At 66.4% G+C, this 26,910-nt stretch carries 24 protein-coding genes; 10 read left to right on the forward strand and 14 right to left on the reverse strand.

Annotation, left to right across the window (positions count from 1 at the left end; genetic code table 11):
• Positions 1 to 4: 4 nt before the first annotated feature.
• The 4 genes from ACFPPA_RS00050 to ACFPPA_RS00065 are packed head-to-tail and all read right to left on the reverse strand — an operon-like array spanning position 5 to position 4,553.
• Positions 5 to 808, reverse strand: coding sequence for a CoA-transferase subunit beta (locus tag ACFPPA_RS00050; protein ID WP_377316029.1), 804 nt, complete (start codon positions 806 to 808; stop codon positions 5 to 7).
• A complete protein-coding gene (locus ACFPPA_RS00055) occupies positions 805 to 1,650 on the reverse strand; it encodes a CoA transferase subunit A (protein WP_377316031.1) in 846 nt (281 codons plus the stop codon). The genes ACFPPA_RS00050 and ACFPPA_RS00055 overlap by 4 nt, the downstream gene beginning before the upstream one ends.
• A gap of 4 nt (positions 1,651 to 1,654) precedes the next feature.
• On the reverse strand, positions 1,655 to 3,223 hold the full coding sequence (locus tag ACFPPA_RS00060) for an aldehyde dehydrogenase family protein (protein ID WP_377316033.1): 1,569 nt from the start codon (positions 3,221 to 3,223) through the stop codon (positions 1,655 to 1,657).
• Between the two features lie 10 nt (positions 3,224 to 3,233).
• Positions 3,234 to 4,553: an aminotransferase family protein gene (locus ACFPPA_RS00065; protein ID WP_377316035.1), complete on the reverse strand. Its 1,320-nt coding sequence runs from the start codon at positions 4,551 to 4,553 to the stop codon at positions 3,234 to 3,236.
• A gap of 105 nt (positions 4,554 to 4,658) precedes the next feature.
• Here ACFPPA_RS00065 and ACFPPA_RS00070 point away from each other — a divergent pair, with 105 nt between their 5' ends.
• From ACFPPA_RS00070 to tsaA, 8 genes are all read left to right on the forward strand, one after another.
• Positions 4,659 to 5,477 carry an IclR family transcriptional regulator domain-containing protein gene (locus tag ACFPPA_RS00070; RefSeq protein ID WP_377316037.1) on the forward strand — a complete coding sequence of 273 codons (819 nt, stop codon included), beginning with the start codon at positions 4,659 to 4,661 and terminating at the stop codon, positions 5,475 to 5,477.
• A complete protein-coding gene (pcaF, locus tag ACFPPA_RS00075) occupies positions 5,470 to 6,672 on the forward strand; it encodes a 3-oxoadipyl-CoA thiolase (RefSeq protein WP_377316039.1) in 1,203 nt (400 codons plus the stop codon). The genes ACFPPA_RS00070 and pcaF overlap by 8 nt, the downstream gene beginning before the upstream one ends.
• A complete protein-coding gene (locus tag ACFPPA_RS00080; RefSeq protein WP_377316041.1) occupies positions 6,669 to 8,069 on the forward strand; it encodes a M20/M25/M40 family metallo-hydrolase in 1,401 nt (466 codons plus the stop codon). The genes pcaF and ACFPPA_RS00080 overlap by 4 nt, the downstream gene beginning before the upstream one ends.
• 73 nt (positions 8,070 to 8,142) lie before the next feature.
• Positions 8,143 to 10,179 (forward strand): tetratricopeptide repeat-containing sulfotransferase family protein, encoded by a 2,037-nt coding sequence (locus ACFPPA_RS00085; RefSeq protein WP_377316043.1) that lies wholly within the window; start codon positions 8,143 to 8,145, stop codon positions 10,177 to 10,179.
• Between the two features lie 26 nt (positions 10,180 to 10,205).
• Positions 10,206 to 12,722 (forward strand): TonB-dependent receptor, encoded by a 2,517-nt coding sequence (locus ACFPPA_RS00090; RefSeq protein WP_377316045.1) that lies wholly within the window; start codon positions 10,206 to 10,208, stop codon positions 12,720 to 12,722.
• 298 nt (positions 12,723 to 13,020) lie between these two features.
• A complete protein-coding gene (locus tag ACFPPA_RS00095) occupies positions 13,021 to 13,845 on the forward strand; it encodes a hypothetical protein (protein WP_377316047.1) in 825 nt (274 codons plus the stop codon).
• Positions 13,846 to 14,431: 586 nt separating this feature from the next.
• The gene (locus ACFPPA_RS00100; RefSeq protein ID WP_377316049.1) at positions 14,432 to 14,701 is read left to right on the forward strand and encodes a hypothetical protein; all 270 of its coding nucleotides are present in this window, start codon (positions 14,432 to 14,434) and stop codon (positions 14,699 to 14,701) included.
• 267 nt (positions 14,702 to 14,968) lie between these two features.
• Positions 14,969 to 15,376 (forward strand): tRNA (N6-threonylcarbamoyladenosine(37)-N6)-methyltransferase TrmO, encoded by a 408-nt coding sequence (tsaA, locus tag ACFPPA_RS00105; protein ID WP_377316051.1) that lies wholly within the window; start codon positions 14,969 to 14,971, stop codon positions 15,374 to 15,376.
• Positions 15,377 to 15,595: 219 nt separating this feature from the next.
• Here the strand turns inward: tsaA and ACFPPA_RS00110 are convergent, their stop codons facing one another.
• From ACFPPA_RS00110 to ACFPPA_RS00150, 9 genes are all read right to left on the reverse strand, one after another.
• Positions 15,596 to 16,129: a GNAT family N-acetyltransferase gene (locus ACFPPA_RS00110; protein WP_377316053.1), complete on the reverse strand. Its 534-nt coding sequence runs from the start codon at positions 16,127 to 16,129 to the stop codon at positions 15,596 to 15,598.
• A 219-nt stretch (positions 16,130 to 16,348) separates the two neighbouring features.
• On the reverse strand, positions 16,349 to 17,206 hold the full coding sequence (locus tag ACFPPA_RS00115) for a sigma-70 family RNA polymerase sigma factor (protein ID WP_377316055.1): 858 nt from the start codon (positions 17,204 to 17,206) through the stop codon (positions 16,349 to 16,351).
• A complete protein-coding gene (locus ACFPPA_RS00120) occupies positions 17,206 to 17,682 on the reverse strand; it encodes a carboxymuconolactone decarboxylase family protein (RefSeq protein ID WP_377316057.1) in 477 nt (158 codons plus the stop codon). Before ACFPPA_RS00120 ends, ACFPPA_RS00115 begins: the two co-directional genes overlap by 1 nt.
• A gap of 167 nt (positions 17,683 to 17,849) precedes the next feature.
• Positions 17,850 to 18,890: a M23 family metallopeptidase gene (locus tag ACFPPA_RS00125; protein WP_377316059.1), complete on the reverse strand. Its 1,041-nt coding sequence runs from the start codon at positions 18,888 to 18,890 to the stop codon at positions 17,850 to 17,852.
• A gap of 219 nt (positions 18,891 to 19,109) precedes the next feature.
• Complete coding sequence (locus ACFPPA_RS00130) at positions 19,110 to 19,628, reverse strand: hypothetical protein (RefSeq protein ID WP_377316061.1); 519 nt, start codon at positions 19,626 to 19,628, stop codon at positions 19,110 to 19,112.
• Positions 19,621 to 20,352 (reverse strand): peroxiredoxin-like family protein, encoded by a 732-nt coding sequence (locus ACFPPA_RS00135; protein ID WP_377316063.1) that lies wholly within the window; start codon positions 20,350 to 20,352, stop codon positions 19,621 to 19,623. The genes ACFPPA_RS00130 and ACFPPA_RS00135 overlap by 8 nt, the downstream gene beginning before the upstream one ends.
• Before the next feature lie 119 nt (positions 20,353 to 20,471).
• The gene (locus tag ACFPPA_RS00140; protein ID WP_377316065.1) at positions 20,472 to 21,368 is read right to left on the reverse strand and encodes a CPBP family intramembrane glutamic endopeptidase; all 897 of its coding nucleotides are present in this window, start codon (positions 21,366 to 21,368) and stop codon (positions 20,472 to 20,474) included.
• A 41-nt stretch (positions 21,369 to 21,409) separates the two neighbouring features.
• Entirely contained in the window at positions 21,410 to 22,249 is an 840-nt protein-coding gene (locus ACFPPA_RS00145; protein ID WP_377316067.1) for a DUF2268 domain-containing putative Zn-dependent protease, read from the reverse strand.
• A gap of 199 nt (positions 22,250 to 22,448) precedes the next feature.
• Complete coding sequence (locus tag ACFPPA_RS00150; protein ID WP_377316069.1) at positions 22,449 to 22,874, reverse strand: hypothetical protein; 426 nt, start codon at positions 22,872 to 22,874, stop codon at positions 22,449 to 22,451.
• A gap of 7 nt (positions 22,875 to 22,881) precedes the next feature.
• Here ACFPPA_RS00150 and ACFPPA_RS00155 point away from each other — a divergent pair, with 7 nt between their 5' ends.
• Positions 22,882 to 23,565, forward strand: a complete 684-nt coding sequence (locus ACFPPA_RS00155) for a TetR/AcrR family transcriptional regulator (RefSeq protein ID WP_377316071.1) — start codon at positions 22,882 to 22,884, stop codon at positions 23,563 to 23,565.
• Between the two features lie 202 nt (positions 23,566 to 23,767).
• Complete coding sequence (locus tag ACFPPA_RS00160; RefSeq protein WP_377316073.1) at positions 23,768 to 24,922, forward strand: alpha/beta hydrolase; 1,155 nt, start codon at positions 23,768 to 23,770, stop codon at positions 24,920 to 24,922.
• Positions 24,923 to 25,106: 184 nt separating this feature from the next.
• On the opposite strand, the gene ACFPPA_RS00165 is transcribed toward ACFPPA_RS00160, so the two are convergent.
• Positions 25,107 to 26,861 (reverse strand): M28 family peptidase, encoded by a 1,755-nt coding sequence (locus ACFPPA_RS00165; RefSeq protein ID WP_377316075.1) that lies wholly within the window; start codon positions 26,859 to 26,861, stop codon positions 25,107 to 25,109.
• Between the last annotated feature and the right edge of the window lie 49 nt (positions 26,862 to 26,910).

Consider the following 26,910-nt stretch of genomic DNA (forward strand, 5'->3'; position numbering starts at 1 on the left):
GTATTCACGGCAGTCCTTCGGTCTGGAGCGGGATGTGCACGGGACGCGCATGCGCCTCGCGGGTGCGCGCGTTGAGCGCGCGCAGGGTGTCGAGTTCGTGGGCGCTGGGCGCAGCGATGGTGTCCAGCCGATCGGCCACCCGCAGCGGCCAGCCGATCGCGTCGCGCGCCTCCTCCACGCTGGCGTCGGCGAACAGCGCGGCGAGTTGCAGTTCCTCGCTTTGCGGGTGCGGCGTCAGCATGCCGAAGTCGGTGATCACGGCGCGCGGCCCGCCACCGGTGGCGCCGCTGCGTGCGCGGGCGCCGTGACCGTCGAGGTAACCGGCGCTGCTGCAGAAGTCGAGGCGCTCGACGAAGCTGCGTCTGGAGGCGCGCAGCATCACGAACACCTGTTTCGCGTGCAGCGCGATCTCCGGTGCGCCGCCGGCGCCGGGCAGGCGCGTGGTCGGTGCGTCGTACGGGCCGATCACGGTGCTGTTGAGGTTGCCGTGGCGATCGATCTGGGCCGCGCCGAGAAAGCCGACATCGATGCGTCCGGCCTGCAGGTAGTAGCTGAAGATCTCCGGCAGCGGCACCACGCAGGCCGCGGTTTCGGCCAGCTCGCTGTCGCCGATCGACAGCGGCAGCACGTCCGGGCGCGTGCCGATCGTGCCGGACTCGTAGATCAGCACGATCGCGGGCGCATGGGTGAGCCGGGCGAGATTGCACGCGGCGCTGGGCAGGCCGATGCCGACGAAGCAGACGTCGCGGTCATGCAGCAGGCGCGCGGCGGCGATCGTCATCCACTCGTCGCGGGTGCACGCGCTCATGCGGCCACCCGCGGCAGGCTGGCGAGGAACGCGCGGTGATCGCTGGTGCCCAGCACGTGCTCTTCCATCCAGGCGAGGAAGCTGCTGCGCTGCTGCGCGATGCTGTCCCAGTGCCGGTAGAACGCGTTGTCGCGTGCGTAGCAGCCCTGCGCATAGGACGGATAGGCGCCGCCGCGGCAGTGCACCACCGCGCTGACGATCCAGTGCGGCAGCACGACGGCGTTCATCGCCGGCGCCAGTTCGTCGACGATCTCCTCGACCGTGACGATCAGCGTTTTCGCCGCCAGCGCGGCCTCGCGCGCCGCGCCGACGATGCCGTGGATGGCGACGTTGCCTGCGCGATCGGCGCGCTGCGCATGCAGGATGGTCACGTCCGGATTGAGCGCGGGCACGGCGGCGAGCATCTCGCCGGTGAACGGGCAGGCCACGCGGCGGATGTTCGGGTTGTGCGCCGGCAGGTCGGTGCCGACGTAGCCGCGCAGCGTGCCGAACGGCAGCCGCGCGGCGCCGGCGCAGAACGCCGCGGCCATGCCGGCGTGGCTGTGCTCGTCCAGCTCCAGCGGCTGTGGCCAGCGGTGTTCGACTGCGTCGCGCAGCCGATGCAGCGAACCGACCCCGGGATTGCCACCCCAGGAAAAGGTCAGCTTGCGCGCGCAGCCCATGCCGATCATCTGGTCGTAGATCAGGTCCGGCGTCATCCGGATCAGGTGCAGGCCGCGGCGGCGCTGGCGGATGATCTCGTGGCCGGCGGCGAACGGGATCAGGTGGGTGAAGCCTTCGAGCGCGATGCTGGTGCCATCGCTGACGTAGCGCTCGATCGCGTCGCCGAGCGAGAGGATCATCGGTTCACTCCACCACCGTGCGCGATTGCTCGCGCAGGTACTGGGCCAGGTAGTAGAACGAGGCGATCGCCTTGCCGGTGGAGCCGGAACCTTTCCAGCCACCGAACGGCTGGTAGCCGGGCCAGGCGCCGGTGGTGGCGCCCTGCGGCCGGTTGGCGTAGGTGACGCCGGCCTCGATGTGCTCGTGGAACCAGCTCACCTCGTCCGCGCCGCCGTAGAAGCCGGCGGTCAGTCCCATCGGGGTGTCGTTGGCCAGCCGCATCGCCTCGGCGCGATCGCCGTAGCGGTGCAGCATCAGGATCGGCAGGAACATTTCCTGTTGCCACAGCGGGTGGGCCAGCGGCACCTCGGCCAGCACCGGTTCGACGTAGTGGCCATGCCCGAACGCCGGGTCGCCGGCGCGGCCTTCGCTGCCCAGCAGGGTCGCGCCGCCGCCACGCAGGGCGTCGACGTAGCGCAGGTAGTTGTCGTACGCGGCGGCGTTGACGACCGGGCCGAGCCAGTACTCGCGCCGGCGCGGGTCGCCGATGCGGATCGCCGCGAGCTGCGCCTGCAGGCGTTCGATCAGCGCGTCGGCGACGCTCTCGTGCACGTACAGCCGCGACAGCGCCGAACATTTCTGCCCGCCCATGCCGTAGGCCGAACGCACGATGCCGGCGGCGGCATGGTCGAGGTTGGCGTGCTCGGTGACGATGCACGGATTCTTGCCACCCATCTCGGCGATGCACGGCCGCGGGTACGCTCCGCTGGCCATCTGCCGCATCAGATGCCGACCCACCGGCACCGAGCCGGTGAAGGTGATGCCGGCGGTCAGCGGGTGCTGCACCAGCGCCTCGCCGATCTCGCGCCCGGACCCGGACAGGTAGTTGAATACGCCGGCCGGCAGCCCCGCATCGCGGACGCAGTCGGCCAGCAGGCGACCGGCCCAGGGCGTGTCGCTGGCGCCCTTGACCACCACGGTGTTGCCGGTCACCAGCGCGGCGGCGGTCGGACCGCCGGCCAGCGCCAGCGGGAAATTGAACGGCGCGATCACCACCCACACCCCGTAGGGCAGCATCACGCTGGCGTTGTGCGAGGCGATGCCCTTGATCGGATCGTCCGGCAGCGCGTGCCGGTAGCCGGCATGGCTCTCGAAGTCGTCCGCGTAATGGCGGAAGAAATCCACGGTTTCCTGCGCTTCGCCCAGCGCCTCCATGCGGTTCTTGCCGACTTCCAGGGTCAGCGCGGCGGCGATCTGGTAGACGCGTTGCTCCATGATCTCGCCGACCCGCCGCACCAGCCGCGCCCGTTCCGCCAGCGGGGTGGCGCGCCAGGCGGGAAACGCAGCGCGTGCCGCCGCCATGGCGGCCTCGACGTCGGCCGGATCGGCCAGCGCGAAGTCGCCCAGATGCAGGCCGGTGTCGATCGGGCTGCGGCGATGGGCATGCTGGCGGGCGTCGCGATCGGCACCGTCGATGAACAGCGGATGGCGCGCACCCAGCGTGGACTCGACCTGGGTCATGGCCAGCTCGAAACGTTCGTGCATCGTCTCGGGCGGGTTGTACATGGTGGCGTAGGTGAGACGGAAACTCATCGGGAATGCCTCAGTGGTCGGCAGGAAAGAAGCGCGTCAGCAGGCGATCGAGCAGGGCCAGCGCATCGGCCAGGGCATGCCCTTCGATCACCAGCGGCGGCGCCAGCAGCAGCAGGTTGCCGCGGCAGGCGAACGACACGCCTTCGGCCATCGCCGCGTCGACCAGGGCATTCAGTGCGGCAGCCGTCTGCGGCCACGGCGCCAGCGGTTCGCGGGTGGCACGGTCGGCGACCAGTTCGAGCACCGCGAACAGGCCATGCCCGCCGCGCACGTCGCCGATCACCGCATGGCGCGTCTGCAGCGCCTGCAGCTCGGCATACATCCAGCCGCCCAGGGTGCGCGAGCGCGCGATCAGGCCCTCGTTCTCGTAGGCACGCAGCGCCGCCAGGCCGGCGGCGCAGGCCAGCGGATGGCCGCAGTAGGTCAGCCCGGTGTAGAGCATCTGGTGCTGCAGGCGCGCGGCGACCTCCGCCGACAGCAGCACCGCACCCAGCGGCAGGTGGGCGCCGGTGAGTCCCTTGGCCAGGGTCATCAGGTCGGGCTTGCCGGCCTCGCCGTAACGCTGCCAGGCGAACCACTCGCCGCAGCGGCCGAAGCCGCTCATGACCTCGTCGGCAATCAGCCAGACATCGCGCGCCCGGGTCGCCTCGCGCAGCCCGGGCCAGTAGCTGTCGGGTGCGACGATGCCGTTGGTGCCGGCGTTCGGTTCCATCAGCACCGCCGCCACCGTGGCCGCGCCGTGGCGGTCGATCGTCTCGGCCACGGCGGCCACCGCGCGCTCGCCGCAGGTGGCCGGATCGTCGCTGCCGAACGGGCAGCGATAGGCGTACGGCGGCGGCACCTGCAGCACGCCGAAGGCCTCGGGATCGACCTGGCTGCGGGTGCGCGCATCGCCGGACAGCGCCATGCAGGCGTAGCTGGCGCCATGGTAGGAGCGGTCGCGCGTGACGATGTGGCCGCGCGGCTTGCCGCCGGCCTGACGGGCGAACTTCACCGCGTTCTCGTTGGCGTCGGCGCCGGCCAGGGTGAAGAACACCCGGCCGCCGTCGAAACCGGCCTTCGCCAGCAGCGCCTCGGCCAGCTCGGCGCGTGGCTGCGCGCCCCACGCCGAGGTGACGAAGCACAGTTGCTGCGCCTGCCGGCGGATCGCCTCGACCACGCCCGGATGCTGATGGCCGAGGTTGCTGCATTCGGCCAGGCTGCTCATGTCCAGGATGCGGCGGCCGTCCTCCAGCTCGAGGTACGCGCCGCGGCCGCCGACCACGGTCGGCGGCCGCCATTCCGACTGCACGCACCAGCTGTGCAGGACGCTGTCACCCTCGCTTGCCACACGCTCACCCCGTATCCGTTATGTTCGGTAATCGAACAACAATTCGTATTGCGAACTCATTTGAAACCTCCTACGCTCGCCCTGTCAATCGAATTCCATGGCGTCATGACCTCGAAACCCTTTGAAGAGAGCGCGGACTACGTGCAGTCGCTGGCGCGCGGTTTGCGGGTGCTGCGCGCCTTCGATCGCGAGCTGGCCAGTCCGAGCCTGTCCGAAATCGCCGAACGCGTCGGGCTGTCGCGTGCGGTGGTGCGCCGCTCGCTGCTGACCCTGCAGCACCTCGGCTATGTCGGCAGCCGCGGCCGCAGCTTCTTCCTGACCCCGCGCGTGCTGGAACTGGGTTACAGCTACCTCTCCTCGCTGGATCTCACCGAGCTGGCGCAGCAGTGCCTGGAGCAGTTGTCGCAGCGCGTCGGCGAATCCTGCTCGATGGCGGTGCTGGACGGCAGCGACATCGTCTACGTGCTGCGCGTGCCGGTGCGCCGGGTGATGAGCGTGGCGCTGGGCGTGGGGGCGCGGCTGCCGGCGTTCGCCGCCTCGATGGGTCGGGTGATGCTGGCGGATCTGCCCGACGACGCACTGGATGCGTGGCTGGGGGAGCAGAAATTCCGCGCCTACACGCCGCAGACGATCCGCACCGCCGGCGCGCTGAAGGCCGAGCTGTTGCGCGTGCGCAAGCAGGGTTATGCGCTGGTCGCGCGCGAGCTCGAGCCCGGGCTGTGTTCGCTCGCGGTACCGGTTCGCGCCGGCGACGGCCGCGTCATCGCCGGGCTGAACATCGGCATGCCGTATAGCGAGGAGGTGCTTCGCCGCGCGGTGAAGCAGATGTTGCCGGCCCTGCAGGAGTCGCGGCAGGCGATCGAGCAGGCGATCCAGCGTGGCGGCTGGTTGCCGCACATGGCGATGAAGCACGCTTATGAATGACGTCTACCTGGTCGACGCCACGCGTACCCCGTTCGGCCGCCACGGCGGCGCGCTGGCGGGCGTGCGCGCCGACGACCTGGCGGCGCTGCCGATCGCGGCGCTGATCGCGCGCCAGCCGACGCTGGACTGGGCGATGCTGGACGAGGTGATCCTGGGCTGCGCCAACCAGTCCGGCGAGGACAACCGCAACGTGGCGCGCATGGCGTCGCTGCTGGCCGGTCTGCCGGACAGCGTTCCCGCGGTGACCGTCAATCGCCTGTGCGCGTCCGGCCTGGAGGCGATCGGCCAGGGCGCGCGCGCGATTGCCTGCGGCGAGGCGGAGCTGGTCGTCGCCGGCGGCGTCGAGAGCATGACCCGCGCGCCCTACGTGATGGCCAAGGCCGCCGATGCCTGGGCCCGCGAGCAGAAGCTCGAGGACACCACCCTGGGCTGGCGCCTGATCAACCCGCGGATGCGTACGGCGTACGGCGTCGACTCGATGACCCAGACCGCCGAGAACCTCGCCCGCGAGCACGGCATCGGGCGCGACAGCCAGGACGCCTATGCGCTGCGCAGCCAGCAACGTGCCGCGCACGCGCAGCGACAGGGCTGGCTGGCGGAGGAAATCACCGCGGTGCAGGCGCCTCAAGGCGGCGACTCTACCGATGTGCGGGTGGACGAACACCCGCGACCCGACACCAGCGCCGCCCGGCTGGCTGCGCTCCAGCCATTGCTCGGCGCCGGCACCAGCATCACCGCCGGCAACGCGGCGGGCCTCAATGACGGCGCCGCCGCCGTGCTGCTGGCGTCGCCCGCGGCACTCCAGCGGCATCGCCTGCAGCCGTTGGCGCGCATCGTGGGGATGGCGTCGGCCGGCGTCGCGCCGCGGGTGATGGGCATCGGCCCGGTACCGGCGATCCACAAGCTGCTGGCGCGCCACGGGCTGGGCCTGGCCGACTTCGACCGGATCGAGATCAACGAGGCGTTCGCTGCCCAGGTGCTCGCCTGCACCCGCGCGCTCGGCCTGCCCGACGATGCCGATCACGTCAATGCCAACGGCGGCGCGATCGCATTGGGTCATCCCCTCGGCGCCAGCGGTGCGCGACTGGTGATCACGGCCGCGCTGGCGCTGCGCCGGCATCGGCAACAACGTGCCCTGGTCAGCCTGTGTGTGGGCGTCGGCCAGGGCCTGGCCATGGTCCTGGAGCAAGCATGAATCGTGCACCGATCGTCCGAACCCTTGCCGCGCTGGCGTTGCTGCTGTCGCTGGGCGCGCATGCCGCCGACACGGTGCGCGGCGGCGAACACGTGCTCGCCCACGATCTGCTTGCGCAGATGATCGGCACCGACACCACCTCGGAGCATGGCAGCACCACCGGCCTGGCCGAGCAGCTGGCCCGACGATTCCTCGAGGCCGGCTTTCCGAAGGCGGACGTGCAGGTGGTCGGCGACGATCCGAAGCGGCGCAACCTGGTGGTCCGCCTGCGCGGGCGCGGCGAGCGCCAGCCGATCCTGCTGCTGGCGCATCTGGACGTGGTCGAGGCGCGCCGCGAAGACTGGCACGTCGACCCGTTCAAGCTGACCGCGCGGGATGGCTACTACTACGGCCGCGGCACCATGGACATCAAGGGCGCCGGCGCCGGCCTGATCGCCACGCTGTTGCGCTTTCACCAGGAGGGCCTGAAGCCGAAAGGCGACTACATCCTGGCGCTGACCGCGGGCGAGGAGGACGGCGTCTCCAACGGTGTCCAGTGGCTGCTGGCGCACCGCCCGGAGCTGATCCGCTCCGAGTTCTCCATCAACGTCGACGGCGGCGGGCCGGAAATCCGCAACGGCCGACCCGAGGTGGTCGCGGTGGAGACCGCCGAGAAGATCTATGCGAGCTACACGCTGACCGTGCACAACCCCGGCGGGCACAGCTCGCTGCCGACCCCGGACAATGCGATCTACCGGCTGGCGAATGGACTGGTGCGGTTGTCCGCGCTGAAGTTTCCGCTGCACACCAACGCGACCACGCGTGGCTACTACGCCCGGCTCGCCACGCTTTACACCGGCGCGCTGGCCGCCGACATGCGCGCGGTGGCGCACGATCCCTCCGACCCGGCCGCGGTGAAGCGGCTGGCGGCGACCACGCCGTACAACGACGCCCACCTGCGCACCACCTGCGTGCCGACCCTGCTGGCCGGTGGCGATGCCGAGAATGCGTTGCCGCAGATGGCCCGCGCCACCGTCAACTGCCGCATCATGCCGGACGAGCAGCCGGGCCACATCGAGGCCATGATCAAGCAGGCGCTGGCCGATCCGCAGATCGAGGTCGCGCCCGTGGCGCCGGCGCCGACCAGCCCGCCCAGTCCGATCAACCAGGCCTTGTTCGCGCACATCGGTGAGGCGGCCATGGCGACATGGGGCCAACGCATGCCGGTATCGCCCTACATGTCGGCGGGCGCCTCCGACAGCGTGTTCCTGCGCGCGGCCGGCATACCGTCCTACGTCTTCAACGGCATCGCCTATGACGTCAACGATGACCGCTCCCACGGTCAGGACGAACGCATTCTGATCAATTCCTACTATCAGTCATTGGAATTCAACTATAAATTGCTGAAAGACCTGTAAGGAGCCGTGCCCCCATGCCTTGCGTCAAGACCCCGCCAGAGCGTCTGGTTCCGTGTCCGTTCCGGGGCGTACCGTGACCGATACGGGCGCCACCGGCACGCTGGAACAGGCGCTGGCCCACGCCACCCGCCTGCTGGACAGCGATCCGGTGCTGGCCGGCGAACAGGCGGGCGAGATCCTGCGGGTCGCCGACGGCCACCCGGCCGCGCTGCGCCTGCTGGCGGCGGCCAGGGCCGCACAGGGCGACTTGCCGGGCGCGCTCGACATCCTGTTGCCGCTGGCCCGCGCCCAGCCGAACTGGGCCGCCGCCCAGCTGGATCTGGGCGTGGTGCTGGCCCGCAGCGGACGCGGCCAGCAGGCGATCGAGGCGCTGCGCAAGGCGGTGGCGCTGAAACCCGACCTGCCGCAGGCCTGGCGCGAGCTCGGCGACCAGCTGATGGCGGCCGGCGAATTCGACGCCGCCGATGCCGCCTATGCGCTGCACGTGCGTCACTCCACCCGCGACCCGCGCCTGCTCGAGGCGGCCACCGCGCTGGTCGAGAACCGCATCCCGGTGGCCGAGGCGCTGCTGCGCGAACACCTGAAGCAGGCACCGACCGACGTGGCCGCGATCCGCATGTTCGCCGAAGTCGCCGCGCGCGTCGGCCGCAACGAAGAGGCCCTGCATCTGCTGGCGCGCTGCCTGGAACTGGCACCGAGCTTCCACGCGGCACGCCAGAACTACGCCCTGGTCCTGCATCGCAGCAACCAGCCCGGGCAGGCACTGGCCCAGATCGAGCAACTGCTGGCGGCGGAGCCGGACCATCCCGGTTACCGCAACCTCAAGGCCGTGGTGCTGTGCCGGACCGGCGACTACGCGACGGCCATCGATATCTACGCCGACCTGCTGCGGCGCTATCCGGGCAATCCGAAGGTGTGGATGAGCTACGGCCACGCGCTGAAGACCGCCGGGCAGGGCGAGCGCGCGATCAGCGCCTACCGCAGCAGCCTCGAGCTGGAGCCGTCCTTCGGCGAAGTCTGGTGGAGCCTGGCCAATCTCAAGACGTTCCGCTTCAGCGCCGACGAGCTTGCCTCGATGCGCCGACAGCTGGCGCGTACCGACCTGTCCGACGAGGATCGCCTGCACCTGGAGTTCGCGGTGGGCAAGGCGCTGGAGGACGAGGGCGAGTTCGAGCCGTCGTTCCGGCACTATGCGCAGGGCAATGCGATCCGCCGCGCCCAGCTGCATTACCGCGCCGACGACACCAGCGCCCGCGTGCGTCACATCCGCGAGCACTACACCGCCGACTTCTTCGCCGCCCGCCGCGGCGCCGGCAGTCCCGCGCGCGACCCGATCTTCATCGTCGGCCTGCCGCGCTCGGGCTCCACCCTGATCGAGCAGATCCTGTCCAGCCACAGCCAGGTCGAAGGCACCATGGAGTTGCCCGAGGTCACCTCGATCACGCGCATGCTGCGCGGGCAGGGCGACGAGGACAGCGCGATGCCGTACCACGAGGCGCTTGCCGGGCTGGACACCGACGCCCTGCGCGCCCTCGGCGAACGCTACCTCGCGCACACCCGCATCCAGCGCAAGACCGCGGCACCCCTGTTCATCGACAAGATGCCGAACAACTTCATGCACATCGGGCTGATCCACCTGATGTTGCCGAACGCGACCATCATCGACGCCCGGCGGCACCCACTGGCCTGCTGCTTCTCCGGGTTCAAGCAGCACTTTGCCCGCGGGCAGAGCTTCAGCTACAGCCTGGAGGACATGGGTCGTTACTACCGCGACTATGTCGCGCTGATGGCGCACTTCGACCAGGTGTTGCCCGGACGCGTCCATCGCGTCGTCTACGAGCGTATGGTCGAGGACACCGAAGGCGAGGTGCGTCGGCTGCTCGATCATTGCGGCCTGCCATTCGAGGACACCTGCCTGCGCTTCTTCGAGAATGAACGGCCGGTGCGCACGGCCAGTTCCGAACAGGTGCGTAAACCGATCTACCGGGAAGGGGTGGATCACTGGAAGCACTACGCACCATGGCTGGTGCCGTTGGAGTCGGCGCTCGGGGTGGTACTGGAACAGTACCCCGAGGTGCCGGAATTTGAGCCGATAGTCACCGCCGATTGATCGTCATTATCAGAGAGGGGAAACACATGCACGGGACTAGCTCCAGAAAAGCGGGAAGAATTCAGCGGGTGCGATTGAACCGGTTGCCGCTGGCCGTGGCGATCTGCTTCGCGATGGCCTCGCCGGCGATCGCACAGGATGCAGGGCAGAGCCAGCCGCCGGCCACGACAGCGACGGGCAAGCAGCCCAAGCCGAAGGTCGCCACGCTGTCCACGGTGACGGTGACGGCGCAGAAACGCACCGAAAACCTGCAGAAGGTGCCGATCAGCATCCAGGTGCTGGGCACCGAAAAGCTTGAGCAGCTCCACGTCAACAACTTCGACGACTACGTGAAGTACCTGCCCAGCGTGTCCTACCAGACGTTCGGACCGGGTTTCGCGCTGATCTACATGCGTGGCGTGGCCAGCGGCGGCGACGGCAACCATTCCGGCTCGTCACCCAGCGTCGGCGTGTACCTGGACGAGCAGCCGGTCACCACGATCACCGGCCCGCTCGACATCCACATGTACGACATCGCCCGGGTCGAGGCCCTGGCCGGTCCGCAGGGCACCCTGTACGGCGCCAGCGCGGAAGCCGGTGCGTTGCGCATCATCACCAACAAGCCCGATACCAGCGGTTTCGCGGCCAATTACACCGTCGGTACCGACTCGGTCTCCCACGGCGGCGTCGGCTACGTGGCCGAAGGCATGGTCAACATCCCGCTCAGCAAGGCCGCGGCGATCCGGCTGGTCGGCTGGCATGAGCATGACGCCGGCTATATCGACAACAAGACCGGCACGCGGACCTACCCGACGTCCGGCATCACCGTCAGCAATGCCAAGGACTGCACGTCGACCAGCCTGCTGGTCTGCAAGCACACCGCCAAGAGCCACTACAACGACGTCGACATCGACGGTGCCCGCGCGGCGCTGAAGGTCGATCTCAACGACGACTGGTCGATCAACGGCACGTTGATGGGACAAAACACCAAGGCCCACGGCAACATCGCCTCGGATCCGGTGGTCGGCGATCTGGCGCTCACCCACTTCTATCCCGAGAACACGTCCGATCGCTTCTGGCAGGCGGCGCTGACGCTGGAAGGCAAGATCGGCAATTTCGACCTGACCTACTCGTATGCGCATCTGAACCGCAACCAGGAAGAGCACAACGACTACAGCGACTACTCGTTCTGGTACGACCAGTACCCGTATGCCTACGGCAGCTACATCTACGACAACAGCGGCGCCCTGATCAATCCGTCGCAGTACATCGTCGGCAAAGACCACTATTCGATGGACAGCCACGAACTGCGCATCGCCTCGCCGAGCGAGGACCGCCTGCGGCTGGTGGCCGGCGTGTTCTGGCAGCGGCAGCTGCATGACATCGAGCAGCGCTACAAGATCGACGGCCTGGCCGATTCGCTGTCGGTCACCGGCTGGCCGGACACCATCTGGCTGACCGAGCAGGTTCGCATCGATCGTGACGAGGCGGTGTTCGGCGAGCTGTCCTACGACATCATCCCCGACACCCTCACCGCCACGGTCGGCGGGCGCTACTTCCGCAGCAACAACAGCCTGGGCGGGTTCTACGGTTTCAGCAGCGGTTTCTCGCCCAGTTCCAGTTATGGCGAGGCCGGCTGCATCTCGCCCCAGTCCTACCGTGGCGCACCGTGCCTGGACTTCAACAAGTCGGTGAAGGAAACCGGCTCGCTCGGCAAGGTCAACCTGACCTGGAACATCACGCCGACCAAGCTGGTCTACCTGACCCGGTCCGAGGGCTACCGCCCGGGCGGCATCAACCGGCGCGGTTCGTTGCCACCATACAAGTCGGATTACCTGACCAACTACGAGTTCGGCTGGAAGACCAGCTGGATCAACAACCGGCTGTCGTTCAACGGCTCGGTGTTCCAGCAGGACTGGAAGGATTTCCAGTTCAGCATCCTGGGCGCCAACGGCCTGACCGAGATCAAGAACGCGAACCAGGCCCGCATCAAGGGGCTGGAGTCGGAGCTGAACTGGGCGGCGACCTACAACCTCGAGCTCAGCGCCGGCGTGGCCTTCTACAACGCCAAGCTGACCGCGAACTATTGCGGCATCACCGATGCGAACGGCACGCCGATCACCAACTGCCCCGGTGCGGAACAGGCACGCAGCGGCAGCCAGTTGCCGGTGACGCCGCGCTTCAAGGGCAACCTCGTCGCCCGTTACACCTTCGACGTGGGCGAGAACGAAGCCTTCGTGCAGGCCGGACTGGTGCATGTCGGCCAGCGTCGGTCGGATCTGCGCACGGTCGAGAACAGCCTGGTCGGCAATCTGGCCGCCTACAACACCGTCGACATCTCCGCCGGTTACAGCAAGAACAGCTGGTCGATCGATCTCTACGTCAACAACCTGTTCGACAAGCGCGCCCAGCTGTACAAGTACGCCGAATGCGCCGAAGCGGTCTGCGCCGCCCACTACGACCCGGTGACCGGGGCGGGCTCGCCGCTGTACCCCAACGGTCAGGTCTATACCGTCACCAACCCGCCACGCACCATCGGCATCCGCTTCAAGCAGGACTTCTAACGGGGCGCTCGACCGTCAGAGACCCGAAGGCCCCGGTGCGAACCGGGGCCTTCGCATGTGGCGAGGCCGGACCCGGAAATGGCCTGCCGGCCGGCCGATTCATGACTGCTCACTAAAGACGGGGCGCCCACCCGGGGTCGGACAGGCCCCGCGCCGCGCCGGGCGGCGTAAACTTTTTCCGGAGAGTGCTTTTCATCAGCTTCATGCCGGGTTGGGCGTCGTCGGACTTGCTTGCCGCGGACTCATGAACAGAACGCATCCCATGGTTGATCGTCACGGCCTACCTGTCGCGCACAGGATGCTGCTGTTGATCGCGCTCGGCTGGCTGGTCGGCGGTTCGGCCCAAGCCGCCGACAGCTGGCACGTGGCGCTCGGCGGCGAATACGGCGTGCCCGATGGCTGGGTGCAGGTGCGCGAAAACGCGATCCAGGGCACGCGACTGGATATTCACCACGGGCTCGGCGTGCAGCACATGCAGACGCTGAGGCTGCAGGCCTGGCGGCCGCTTTCGGACGTCAGCGAGCTGCACTTCGGCTTCGCCACCAGCAACCTCGACGGACACGCGACGACCGGCGCGCCGGTGTACTTCAACGGCACCACGGTGGCACCGGGGCGGCTGGCCGCGGTCACCCATTTCCAGGACTTCATTGCCTTCGATGCCTCCTGGTGGCGGCACTTGTGCGACTTCGGCGACGGCGGCAGCCTGTGGGGCAGCGTCGGCGCGACCTACGTGATGCTGAACTTCCGGGTGGCCGGCACGGTTGCCGCCGACAGCGTCGGGCGCGAGCTCAAGGAGGACTTCTATGTCCAGGAACTACCGGTACCGACGCTCGGCCTGCATCTGCGCTATCCGCTGACGACGGCCCTGAAACTCACCGCAGACATCTCCGCGGGACGTCTGCCGTGGGTCGACAGCCTGCGCACCGAGGGCGGTCAAGTGCGCCTGGCGCAGACCGATGAAGAGGAAACGTTGGGACTCGAGTACCAGCTGAGCCAGCACTGGCAGATGACGGCCTACGCCTTCCACCGCTATTTCGGCCAGGATGAGCGCAGCCGCGAGGACGGCAATGTCATCCGCCTCGCCTCGCACGGCGTCGGCGTGGCTGTCGACTACCAGTTCTGAAACTGGCCGGGGCGGACCAGGCTGCCCTGGGTGGTGCGCACCACGCGTGGGAAGGTTTCAAGGCCTGCCGTCGTGACTGCGCCTTCCAGCGCCAAAGGCGACTGCGCGATCTCACCTGGCGTGTCTGCGGCGTCTCGCCAGGTGGGGCCACATGGCGACAGGCTCCTCACCTGCAACCTGCAGGGATCCGGGCGACACCATTCTTCATGCGCCTGCTGTGCGACGACACGTGAATCCGCATCCATGGTCATGCGCGTGCTTCCCTGAAGTCCGCGACATCGATATTTCCGTCGCGCGGCAACCCCTGCCTTGGGCGGGCTTCAACAGTGGAGTCGGGCGGCAGGGTGTCTTCATCTCGGGGCAGTTCCTCTTCCTGGAGCTGTCCGTGTTGACGGGCTGGAACCCGGAAGCGCTCGATCTGGTCAACGAGGCGGACCGCGCCTTGGCCGGGGGGGCCGGCAGGCAAGCATGTCACACCGGCAGCGGTTGGCTCGTCCAGGTACGGAGGACGCCCGCTCCTCCGGGATCCCGTGCTTTTCGACTCGACCCATTGCCTCCATCATCCGACTCAACCCGGCGACAAACCATGAACAGGAATATTGATCCAGCCCGCTCCAGGTCAGTTCCGGTACGTTTGCCGCAAGTCGGTGCCCGAGGCTATGCGGTGGTGATCGGGCCCAACGAAGGGTTGAACGAGGATAGGAGCGGTTCGATCGACATTTCCTGCGCCATGGGAGTCTCTTCGGCCATGCCTTTCTGGCGCCAACGCTGGACGACCTGGGCCTATTTGTCGAGTTTCATGCATTGCATTCGCGGAGCTGAGACGCCGCTGTCGTGGCAATGGCGGTTGCGCTGAAGAACGATGGTTGCGCAGGTCATTCGCTTGCAGACGGCGGAACTGGATGCCTGGATGAATGATCGGTGCGGCAGACCATGTCAATTCACATCCACTTCCGGGTTGGACGATTTTCAGATGCTGGTGAGCGGAATTTTCCCATGATCGGTTCTCCTGGAAGTGTTCGCTTCAAACTGGGGAGAACCCCGCGAGCGCATGCATGCGCCGACGTCATCAGGCCGGCTCGCCCGCGGTTCTTCGGCCCACCCGTTTTGTTCGGAGAATCCAATGTTCGATCTCAAGCCGATTGGTCATGTTCGCTCACCTCTTCAGGATCGTGAGCACGCTCCAAAACAGGGAAGTGAAGGATCACCGGAGGCCTGCCTCGTGTTTCAGCCGGAGTTCCAGGAAGGGCTGCGCGATTTGCGCGCCGGAGATGAGGTCCTGGTTTTCACCTGGCTCGATCGCGGCAATAGAGAAATCCTGAGCGTGCATCCTCGGGGTGATACGAGGGCCCCGCGTCGCGGTGTCTTCAGTACCCGCTCGCCGGATCGGCCAAACCCGCTGGGGCTTCATCGGGTAAAGATCGTCCAGATCGTCAGTCCTGTTCAGTTCAAGGTTCTCGACCTGGAGGCTTTTGACGGCACGCCAATTATCGACGTCAAGCCGGTACTGGACCAGGCAAGGGAATCCTGAGTGCGAGGCAGGTGAGCAACCCGGCAACTTCGAGCGGGCGCCCGCGCAGCGCGCTCGGTGGCTGAGCGATTCACGGGGCGGCAGCGGCCAACGGGGTCGGGCAAGCCCGCGCCTGTCCGAAGTGTCCGCGTCAACAAGGTGGAATCCCGGCATCGCCCGACAGTCGAGAACCGCACCTGTCACGGGCGAAGCCTGCCATATGAAAAAGTCTGACCAAGATCAGAGGACCTTGCGCCAGATGCGGTCGTCATCGACCCGATCGCCAAGTTTGAATGTGCATTTGCCGACCTCCTGGAATCCGTGGCGGGCATAAAAGCGTTTGGCGCGCTCGTTATGCTCGAGTACGGTCAGGTACAGCTCATGCGCGCCCAGCGCGCGGGCCAACTCCACCGCCCATTTCATGAGTTCTTCGGCGATCCCTTTTCCGTGCCAATCGGAGAGCACGTATATCTGCTGGAGCTCAAGCGCGCCTTCCCGCGCGTTCCGGGCGGGTGCCCGCAGCGGCGTCATTTTTGCGTATCCGATGGGCTGGCCTTCCTCGGTAGCGACGCGCCAGTTGATCGTCGGATCGGCAAGATCTCCTGCTATGGGTCCATCTTCCGACCAGGTTTGATCGCAAAAGGTGCGGAAGGCATCTTCTTCGTACAGGTGGGAAAAGGTCTCGCTGAAGATCCGGCGCGCGACAGCCAACAAGCGTGCCTTGTCCACTGCGTGTTGCGATCCAAACAGAACCTCTGAGGTGTGGAATGTCATGTGCAGCCTCGATGGTGACCGGTCTGAAACCTGACGAGCGACAGGTGAGCGTTCAAGGGGGGGCGACCGTCGTGAAATACGCCTGGGCCAAGCCGGGACCGATGCGTGAATCGTAGTCGGAGGGAACGTTCGTGGCAGCAATCGGTCAGTCCGAGTCGGACGGCGGCGCCACCCCCGGGATATTCCCGCGTTCCTCTCGCTTGCGGGAACCACGGGGATCTAGTGCAGGTGCTTCAGCTTGTCGGGATTCCTCATGACATAGATGGCGGCGATCCCGCCGTCCTCGATCTCGAGCGCGGTCGTCTGCAATTCACCGTCGGCCTCGCGGGTGATGAATCCGGGCAAGCCGTTGATGAGACCGATCCGAATGAGCGTCGACGGGTTTTCGACGATCAGCGTCGCCAGATATTTCAGCGCCTCCATCACGGCGTCGAAACCCAGGATGGCATCCGTCACGGCTGGCCGCTTGCCGCCGCCGTCGGCGTGGAAGCTGACATCGATCCTCAGGATGTCACCCAGTCTTTGCATGTCGCCGCTGCGGGAGGCGACGAAAAACGCTTCGGCGATCTGCAGGCCACGCTGCTTGTCGATCTTGAACCGCGGCCTTGCCTCGCGGACATGCGTGCGGGCACGGGCGGCGAGCTGGCGACAGGCCGCCGGGTCGCGCTCGATGGTTGCCGCCACCTCCTCGAACGCGACGCCGAACACGTCGTGCAGCAGGAAGGCCGCCCGCTCGAGTGGCGACAGGCGTTCGAGCGCAAGCATCAGCGGCAGGGTCACATCCTCCTGGTCATCTTCGTTCACCAGTGGTTCGGGAAGCCAGGTACCTACATAGCTCTCCCGCTGGTATCTGGCGGATTTGAGGTGATCCAGGCACAGCCGGGTGACCGTGCGATGCAGGTAGGCTTCCGGCTCGCGCACGTCGCTTCGGTCGGCCTTCATCCAGCGAATGAAGGCCTCCTGCACGACATCCTCGGCATCGAACACGGAGCCAAGCATCCGATAGGCCACGCGCATGAGCTTCGGCCGTATCCGGCTGTATTCCGTTACCGCGTCCTCCAGCTCGGCGTTTGCCATCAGGCCATCGCCTTCACAGCGGCCTTTATCGCAGCCGGATCGGCCCACAAGCCGAAGCCGACCGTGATCCGATTCCAGTCGTTGATGATATTGATCAGCATGGTGAGCTTGACCCGCTCTTCCTCCGTGAACTGGGTCTTCAGGGCTTCGTAGGCGCTCGCATGCCCACGTCCTTCGGACAGCCGAGTCATCGCTTCGGTCCAGCCCAGCGCGGCGCGTTCGCGTTCGGTGTAGCACGGTGCCTCCCGCCAGGCCGGCAGAAGGTCGATACGCTGTTGTGCCTCGCCATGCTCACGTGCTTCGGTGGCATGAAGATTGATGCAGTTGGCGCAACCGTTGATCTGGGAGGCACGGATCTTTACCAGCTCGACAAGGCGCGGCTCGAGGCTGGCGGCCTGGGAGAGGGCGATCGAGGCCTGCTGCCAGCTCTTCATCAGGGCAGGGGCGGCGGCGAAAAGGTCGAGTCTTTCAGTCATGAGGAGCTTCCTCCGGTGGATACACAAGTCATGACGAGGCAACTTCCGCCAGCGTGACATCGGCGATGGCGCTCCATTCATGCATCGCCCGAATCGCGGGGCGATCGGCAGGCCTGGCCGTCCCGCGCCGGAGTGGACTCGCCGGCTGCACCGGAGCCCGACTCGCCTCACGGAAAGTCGACCACGGCGCTGGCCGCAGGCATGTCCTCGCGCCGGACGCGCACGCTGCCCACGGGCAATGCCCGCCACGGCCTGCCGGCATCGAAATCGTCGAGATCCGGGTAAGCGCCGAGCGCCTCGTAGCGGTCGATGACGAATGGCAGCCCTTCGCCGGCCGGCGGTGTGGCGCCGTCGCTGACGTGGAAATGCAGGTGCGGACCGGTGGAATCGCCGCTGAAACCGAGCGCGGCGATGACCTGGCCGCGGCGCACGCGTTCTCCGGGATGCACCCGGACGCTGCCGGGTCGGAGATGCTCGTAGTGCGCATAGCGGCCATCGCCGAGGGCGAGCGAGACGAAGTCGCCGCTGGCCTCGCTCAGCGGATGCCTGGGGTTCTTCAACGTGCGGCTCTCCGGATAGTCGTTCCGGGTGCCGACTACGATGCCATCGGCCACCGCCAGCACGGCCTCGCCGTAACCGAGCCAGTTCGCCACCTCCTGTTCGTCGCCGCGTGCGTGATGCCCGCGCGCATCCAGTCGGAACCAGTCGATCGCGAAACGTGCAGGAATCCTTGCCCTTCCATCGAGCGCGAACAGCACGCGCCGATGTCCCCGCGGCACGGACGCATCGTAGATCGCGACCCATGGTCCACCGCGCAGCGGCGGCGCAAGGGTCACCGGCGCACGCCGCTCGACCGCTACGTCGCCGCCCGACACCTCGCCCGGTTGGCGCGTGTGCGCAAAGACCAGCCGATGGGTCAGCCGGCGTGGCATCCGGGCGCCCGCGGGCAGCGCCACTTCGACATAGATCACCGCCTGCATGCCGGTGACCAGGCCGTTCACGCCCGGCGACCGGTCGGTACCGGCGATCGCCATGCGCGCCAGCAGCGTGGGGCCCGCCCACGACACCAGCGGCGTCCCCATCGCATCCGCGTCGAACACCTCAAGCTTCGTGGGCACCAGGTCGACGTCGGCATAGTTCGTGGCCTGCAGCTCGTAGACCAGCTGTCGCTGCCCGCCGACCGTCACCGGCGTCGGCGCCTGGGGCACCCGAAGATCGAACGACTGACGCAAGGCCGACGCACTTGCGGGAACCGACAAGCACACGAGCAGCAGTGTCAGAAAGGACCGGATCATCGTTGTACCTCGTGCAGGAAAGATGCCCCGCTGCGGTCTTCGGCGCCCGCGACGAGGCTGTTCACTATGCCGCGTGAAATCCGTCGGGCCACCTGCCATCCGTCACCTCGACCCCGGCATCCCCGAAGGCCATCATCCGGCCGGACCGGTAGGAACGCCGTCGCAGGCGCCCCATCCCTGCCGGATAAAACCATACAGCTGGTAGCCGGCAACCATGCCCACGACGAACTGCATGACGCCGCTGGCCTCGAACAGCACATCGTTGGGGAGCTCGTAGGCCGGTGGTGGGAACAACCGGGTCATAAGCATCGGCGAGGCGTCCGCGAAATACAGTGCGTTCTTCAGGACGTGGTTGTAGCCGCCTTCGAAGAAGCCGATCCCGATCACGGGAATGAGAGCATCGACAAGGCAGAACGCCACCGTTGCGATGGCGCTTGCGAGCCCTTCGGGACGATTCCGAGCCACGAAAACCGCGCTCCAGAGCATCAGCGCCGTCAGCGCGGCCACCAGGGCGACGTGAAGGCGCCAGGGGGTGTGATAGATGCAGGCGCCGTAGGCGTGATGCACGCTTGTCAGCAGCAGGATCGCCAGGGCCGCCCGGAACGCGCGCGACAGTGGCAGACGGAACGCATCGGAGGTCGGGTTACCCATTGACCCTGCCTCCCTTCGGCGCCGCTACGTCCGCAGCGTGGATCGCCAATGGGTCGGCGTCCTCCCAGTCCCTTGCCCAGGAATGCTCGAGAATCTCGTCGACGGACCAGTGGTCGTCCGCGTGCATGCCGTACTTGCATGCCCGCACCTCGCCATCGGGGCCGATAAGGAAGTCCGCCGGCAAGCCCAGCGCCGACTCGCCCGCTTCGCGCCCCGCCCCGAACGTGGCAAGCCCACGCGCAATGGATACCCAGGCGCGCGGATCGAGCACCGAGCGCAGGGATGCCTCTACCCCGAACTGCCGATACAACCGCCCCTCCGGATCGGCCACCACGGGAAATGGCAGCGCCTGATCGTGACGGCGCATGGTCTCGATCGACGAATGGAACACCGCGACCTCCAGGATGTCGGCCTTCGCCAGCTCGTCGTGACGCTGGGCGACCGATCGCAGATGGAGCTTGCAGACAGGACAACCCGCGAAACGGCGGAACTGCAGGTGCACCATGCGATGTGCATCGGGTATGCGGATGCGTCGCCCCCGGATCGTCACCAGCTCACGCGGCGGCAGGTGATCGCCTGCCCGGATGCGCGTGCCGACGCCGGGCGCGCGCGCTGTAATCATGTTGGACATGTTCGGCTGCCTCGGATATGGAACATGATGTTCGTTATCGAAGATGTTTTCAGTACGGGCATGATGTCCGCGCCCCACCATGCGGGCCAGCACAAACGGGCAGGATGTGTTCCAAGCCGAACACCGCATGGCACGTTGTTCGCCGACCGGAGGCAGGCGACGGCTGCGCGCGAAGCATGCCTTGGATGGGGCCGACTGCCTTCAGGTCCCTGTCAGCCAACCGGTCCGGCCACTCGCCGTTGTTGATTCCAGATCAGCACCGCCAGGACGAGAACGGCCATGGGCACGGCTACCCCGAGCTCGTCGATCATGTACGGCGTGATCCGGCCCATCGATCCCGTCAGCGGCGTGAAGAACGCCTGAATGAAGAGGTTGTGGCTTGCATGGAGGATCGCGCAAGGCCACACGCTGCCGGACCGCAGGCGGATCCACGTGAGGATCACGCTCAGCGCCACCGCCATCACCGCAAAGCAGGGCAAGCCGAACCGCCACGGTGTCGCACCGTGGTAATCGGCGAAAAGCAGGATCGGTACGTGCCACGCCGTCCAGATGATGCCGGTGACGATGGCGCCAGCCGTGAAACCCATGCGCCCGACGAGCGCGGGTGCCAGAAAGCCTCGCCAGCCGATCTCTTCCCCGAGCGCGTGGGCGATCGCCGGGATGATTCCCGTCGTGGCGATCGGCACGAAATACAGCGGGACGAAACCTGCCGCGCCGAGAGGCCGCCAGCCGAGCCGCGCGGACAGCCGGGTCATCGCTGCTGGATCGGGGAAAAACCCCAGCCCCGGCGCCCACACCGGACCGTAGGCCACCGAGGCGTAGAACAGCGGCAAGCCGTACGCGAGAAGCATGGATTTCCCGCCGCTCGATGACAGACCGAGCGAGCGGGTGTCGCCGCGGCGAAGCCGGAGGGCGAAAAACGCCGCCACGGCTGGCGCCCACATGAGGCCGACGACGTAATGGCCGCCGCCAGCCCCCGGATGCCCCGCCTCGATCATCAAGACCCAGAAGATGCCGCTGATCAGCACGGAGAGGACCAGGAACCACGCTATCGACCCGCGGTCGCCAGGCGTTGATGCCGGCGCCGCATGCTTTCCCGCGGCGATCAAGGCCGGCTTGGCTACCTCGTTCTTGGCCGGGCCCTCGAGGTCTAGTGCAGCCGAATGCCCGGATACCAGCCGCTCCTGGCCAGGAACGCCCTGGCGTCGGTCATTTCCAGAATGTCGCGGAGCGCCTGGCGCTTGTCCCTGGCATGCTGGTAATACGCCTTGGTGATGCGATAGCCGACCCAATATCCCAGGTCGCCCGGCTTGGTCAACGTGCCGTTGTACAGCCAGCTGGAAAGATCGGTCTTGTCCTCGTCGGCGACGAAGGCGGTTTCGATGGCCATTTCATGCCCCCGCGCGCGCGCCTCGAGATCGGTGTTGGCGACACCGCCGGAGATCAACTCGCCGGTGAATTCGGCCGCCCCTTCGATCAGCGATTCCTTGAGCACCGTGGGCTTCGGATCGTCGTAGAACGCCGGCGCCTTTATGGCCTGCTGGACGTGGGCGTATTCGTGTGCGAGCACATGCACGAAACGGTCCTCTACGTTTGGTTCGAAGTAGTTGATCGCGCAGAGAGCCTCGAGGCCAATCATGACACCGGACGCATCCGTGACGCCGACGGGCTTTCCCCGGCCGACGGCGATGGTCACCGGAGCGAATTCGGCGGGTGGGTAGAGTTGCCGCAGCTTGACGAGCGCGGCATCCAGTCGCCGACGCACGGAAGGTAGAACGGCCATGCAGCGCTTGGCATCCGAGTAGAGCGCTGGATGTCCTGCCAGGGTCTTTGCGATCGAAGCGCCCGTGACATTGCGCAGCTCGGCAAGACGATGCAACCCTTCCGAACCTGGATCCATATATTCATGCTGAAGTTGCTGGGCCGTGGGGTGCCCGCCGGCGGCATCGTAAACCGTGTAGAAGAGGTAGACATCCTCGGTATGGATCACGGGCGCGGACGATTCCGACGACACACCCGACGACGCCTGCGCCGCGGCAGTACATGTCAACGCGAAGGCCACCAATGCAACACAGCTCCATCTCATCACTCACCTCACAAATGCAGGGATATCCGCCGAAAACTACGCTTTCGAGTGGGGGCCATCAACTCAAGAAAGTTTGAAACGGATGTCCGCGGCCGAAATCCAGTCATTCCGCAAGAGACTTCCAGTTGACGCCGAGCGCCTGGCACTGCTGCCCTGAGCTTTCGAGCCGATGCTGCTCATCATGTTGTCCTCTTTTCGACGTCGTGCGTGTCAGGGCTGCGCGGTGCTGGACGATGCCCACAGCTTCCGTGCGCGCTTGTTGGCGATCGGCGCCGGCACTTTGCCGAAGCGCATCCGGCCATCCAGCTGGCGGGTCCGGATCTGCCCGGGCATGGCCTTCCACGCCGACCGTGTTGGCTTGCTGCAGGCTCTTGCGCGCACCCAGGATCGTCAACAGCTCGCGGGATGGCTGGCGATCGCCTGCCCGGACACGCGCGCCGCCGTCAGGTGGGCGCGAGGCATTCACATTCGAGATGTTCGGTGGCTCGGGAAATGAAACATTGTGTTCGTTATCGAATATATGTCTCATTGAAGGCATGATGTCCGCGACCCACCAGGCGGGCCAGTACAAGCGGGCCGGATGTGTTCCGAACCGAACACGGCACGGCACATTGTTCGCAAACCGGAGGCAGGCGATGACCAGAAGCGAAGACCGGAGGATCCAGCGTACGCAGCAACTCCTGCGCACCTCGCTGCTGGAGCTGGTCAAGGAAAAGGGATTCGAGGCCTTGTCGGTGCAGGAGATCATCGACCGCGCCAACGTCGGCCGCACGACGTTCTACGCACACTTCAGCAACAAGGAAGAACTCCTGATGTGCGGCTTCGACGAACTGCGCGTGCTGCTCAAGCAACGCCAGCGCGAGGCGCGTACCCGGCAGGACGAACGGCTGTTCGCCTTCAGCCGCGAGATGTTCGAGCACGTCAGCGAGCATCGCGACGTGTTCCGGGCCATGGTCGGCAAGCGCAGCGGCGCCGCCGTGCAACGCCGCCTCCAGGAGTTGCTGATCGAGCTCGTGCGCGAGGACGTGAAACTTGCCTTGCCCGCATTGCGGGCCATGCCGGCGCAGCGCGAGCCGGTCGTCCGGTTCGTCGCCGGTGCGTTCTTCGGCCTGCTCGGCTGGTGGCTGGACGACAAGCCGCATCTGACAGCCGCGGAGATCGACCGACGGTTCAGACAGCTCGCCGTGCCCGCGACGAATGCGGCGGCGCAGGCAGCCTGAGCAACCCTTTCGATGCATCGGTCACGCATGCCTTCGTTCGTCAGTCGCTGAATCGGCGGTAGTCCACACCGATGGCCACCCGGGGAGCCGTGTGGCTCGCGACAGTCGATCTCCACCAAGGCGAGCGACGATATCTTTTCGCTGTGGCGACCGTGTCGTTGATCGCCACGGTTCGGCGCGGGCTTTACGGGGCGTACCGGTCATGCGTGGGCTGACGTTCGCCAAACTTGAGAACCGGTCGGAGATTCCGGAGAACTTTTCCCGCTCTTCCGAGTCGATGAAAACTCACGCCGGGCAGCTCGCCGAGTTGCGGCTCATCGAGGGGATGACCTTGAAACTGAAACGATTGAAGGCGGGTTGTGCAGTTTTGTGGATGGTGCTGGTCGGTGGCGTACATGCCCGTGGAGCGGCGGACATCGCCGTTCCACGGCACATTCCAGATCGCTACGCGCAGCCGGGAGTGCTCATCACGATAGCGCCTGGCCGCAAGTTGAATCTTCGCTGCGAGGGCAGTGGTGCGCAGACAGTGCTGCTGGAGGCCGGCTCACATGCCGACACCACCACCTGGTTCAAGCTGCAGCCGCTGTTGGCGGCATCGAGCAAAGTGTGCTCATACGATCGGGCGGGTTATGGTTTCAGCGATGAGGGCCCCTTGCCGCGAAATCTCGCCGCCGATGTTGCGGATCTGCATGCACTGATCCATCACGCAGGTCTGAAGACTCCGCTGGTGCTGGTGGGCCATTCAAGGGGGAGCAACATCGTCAGGCAATATGCACAGCGCTACCCCATCGATGTCAGCGGCATGGTGCTGATTGATCCTCCCGCGCAGGATGTCGCCGCAGTCGCTCCAGACTGGGCCAGGCAGGAGGAACAGATGAGCAATCAGCGGTTTGCCTTCATTCGCCAATGCGAAGCCGGTGCAGAGAGACATCAACTGGCGTCACCTCCACCTGCGCTCGAGCATTGCGTGGCCGGTGCCAATCCGCTTGCCAGTGCCAGGGTGAACGCCGCGATTGCCGCCTACAAGTACAAACCGGCGTTCTGGCGCACGCTGATGTCGGAGCTCAAGGACAATGTGGCGGTGTACCGCCAGCCGGTATCGTCGAAGGAGTCCCATGGCTCGACACCCATGATCGTGCTGGCTGCTACCGACACCTATGCGGATGCCCCCGCCGATCTTCGCAAGAAGCTGGATGCGGCCAGGGACAAGACCCAGGCACAGATCCTGGCCACGACGACGCGCGGCGAACGAATCGTGGTCAGCCATGCGTCACATGACATCCAGCTGGATCAGCCCGAGGCAGTGGCGAATTCCGTTTTCGCCTTGCTGAAGCAGACGGCGGCGCCAGCGCACTAGGGCGCCTTGGCCAGTCAGCGCCGGGGTCTGACGGATTCGGCCGATTCCATGCAGCCCTGGCGCTGGCCGGCCGGAGTGCATGCGTCGCTCAATATGTGAGGTCGGGCAGAAGGTGCGCGGCGCTCGAGGAGTCAGCTCCCGGCAACCGGTACTTGAAGGGAACAAGCCGGAAGCGAACCCGATGTCAGCGTCCCGAATGTCCGAATTGCTTGCATGCAGCCGATGCGTGCGACTCGGCCCCTTCTGTGCATCCAGCCGACAGCACCGCGTCGCGCGCGGCGCGGAACTCGTCGTTGGCGTACCAGTTCGGCCAGCTCGTTCCATTGGCGAGCTGCGCGCCGATACCAAAATAGAGGGTGAGATCCTGCACGGCGCCCGACCAGTCCCAGTGGGGATCGTAGGTGTCCGAAGGTTGATGGTAGTGATGATCCAGATAGTCCGCGAGCTTCGCTTCTCCCCAGCCGGGCGGTTTGCCGATCACGTCGATTCCGTTTCCGAGGACAACCACCGGCAAGCCGGCGCGTGAGAAGCTCAAGGTGTCGGAGCGATAGCGCATGCCTGCTTCCGGTGAGGAGTCGGGCGTCACCACCCGACCCTGGGCGGCGGCGACGTGGCGGACGACCGCGGCCAGCTCGGTTTGATCGGCGATGAGCGAGATGTCCCGTGTTCGTCCAAGCATGTAGCTGAGCGGGTCCATGTCGATGTCCGCCACCGTCTTTGCCAGCGGATAGATCGGGTGGGTCGCATAGTATTCGGAACCCAGGAGGCCGTATTCCTCTCCGGTCGTCGCCATGAAGAGGATCGATCGGCTGGTCGCCTTTGCGTGCCTGAAGGCGCGTGCCAGTTCGAGCAGGCCGGCCACGCCCGACGCGTTGTCGACGGCACCGTTGCAGATGTCGTCGCCGCTCTGGTCGGGCGGGCAGTGGCCGAGATGGTCCCAGTGCGCGGTATACAGCACGTACTCGTCGGGATGCCGCTCGCCGGGCAGGAAGCCCAGGACGTTCCTGGAGACGCCATGCCGCGATTTCACCTTGAAGGTGAAGTTCGCGGCGATGCCGAGCGGGCGAGCCTTGAAGCCGGGCCGGGCGGCCGCCTTTTCCAGCTCGAGGAGGTTCTGGCCGGCCAAGCCGACCAGCCGTTCGGCTGCCGAATGCGTCATCCATGCCTCTACAGCCAGAAGCCCGGCACCGCCGTCCGCCCGGTCGAGCGAATCCCGCGCGCCACTGAGGCTCGAGGTCAGCACCGAGAAGGGATAGCCGGCCGAAGCATCGCTGTGGACGATAATCGCGGCTGCAGCCCCCTGGCGCGCGGCCTCCTCGTATTTGTACATCCAACGCCCGTAATAGGTCATCGCGGCGCCGCCAAACGGCCCCTTGCCCAGCGGATTTCGCCAGTCCGGGTCGTTGACCAGGATGAGCACGGTCTTGCCGCGGACATCCGTTCCGTCGTAGTCGTTCCAATGGCGCTCGGGTGCATCGACGCCATAGCCGACGAAGATCACTTCCGATCCTTTCAGGCTGATCTCCGAGGTGTCTCGACGCGTGTTGAGCGTGATGTCCTGCCCATAGGCGAAATCCAGGCTGCCGGACGCGCCGACGACCTGGAGACGTGGCGCGGGGTTCATCAGGGTCTCCGTCTGGAGCAGCGGGACGGGTTGGAGATAACTGCCGTGAACGCCCGCTTTGAGCCCGGCCTTTTTCATCGCCGCAGTGATGTACGCGACGGACTTGTCTTCTCCTGCGCTCAGCGGTCCGCGACCTTCGAACGCATCGCTGCTCAGGACCCGGGTGTCGTGCTTCAGGTTCTCGGCGGAGAGCGCAGGCGGCGCCTCAGCGGCATTCGCCACGCCGAGCACGGCCAGCGACATGGCAATCATCGCTGCCAAACCTGCCTTCCATGGGCGCGCGCTGGATGCGAACGGATGCTGATATCTGCTCATCGATGGTCTCCGGGAATGTTTCGACCTGGGGGTGTGAAGGCGAGCACGG

This window comes from Rhodanobacter ginsengisoli (genome assembly GCF_042657065.1).
GTDB classification, from domain to species: Bacteria; Pseudomonadota; Gammaproteobacteria; order Xanthomonadales; family Rhodanobacteraceae; genus Rhodanobacter; species Rhodanobacter ginsengisoli.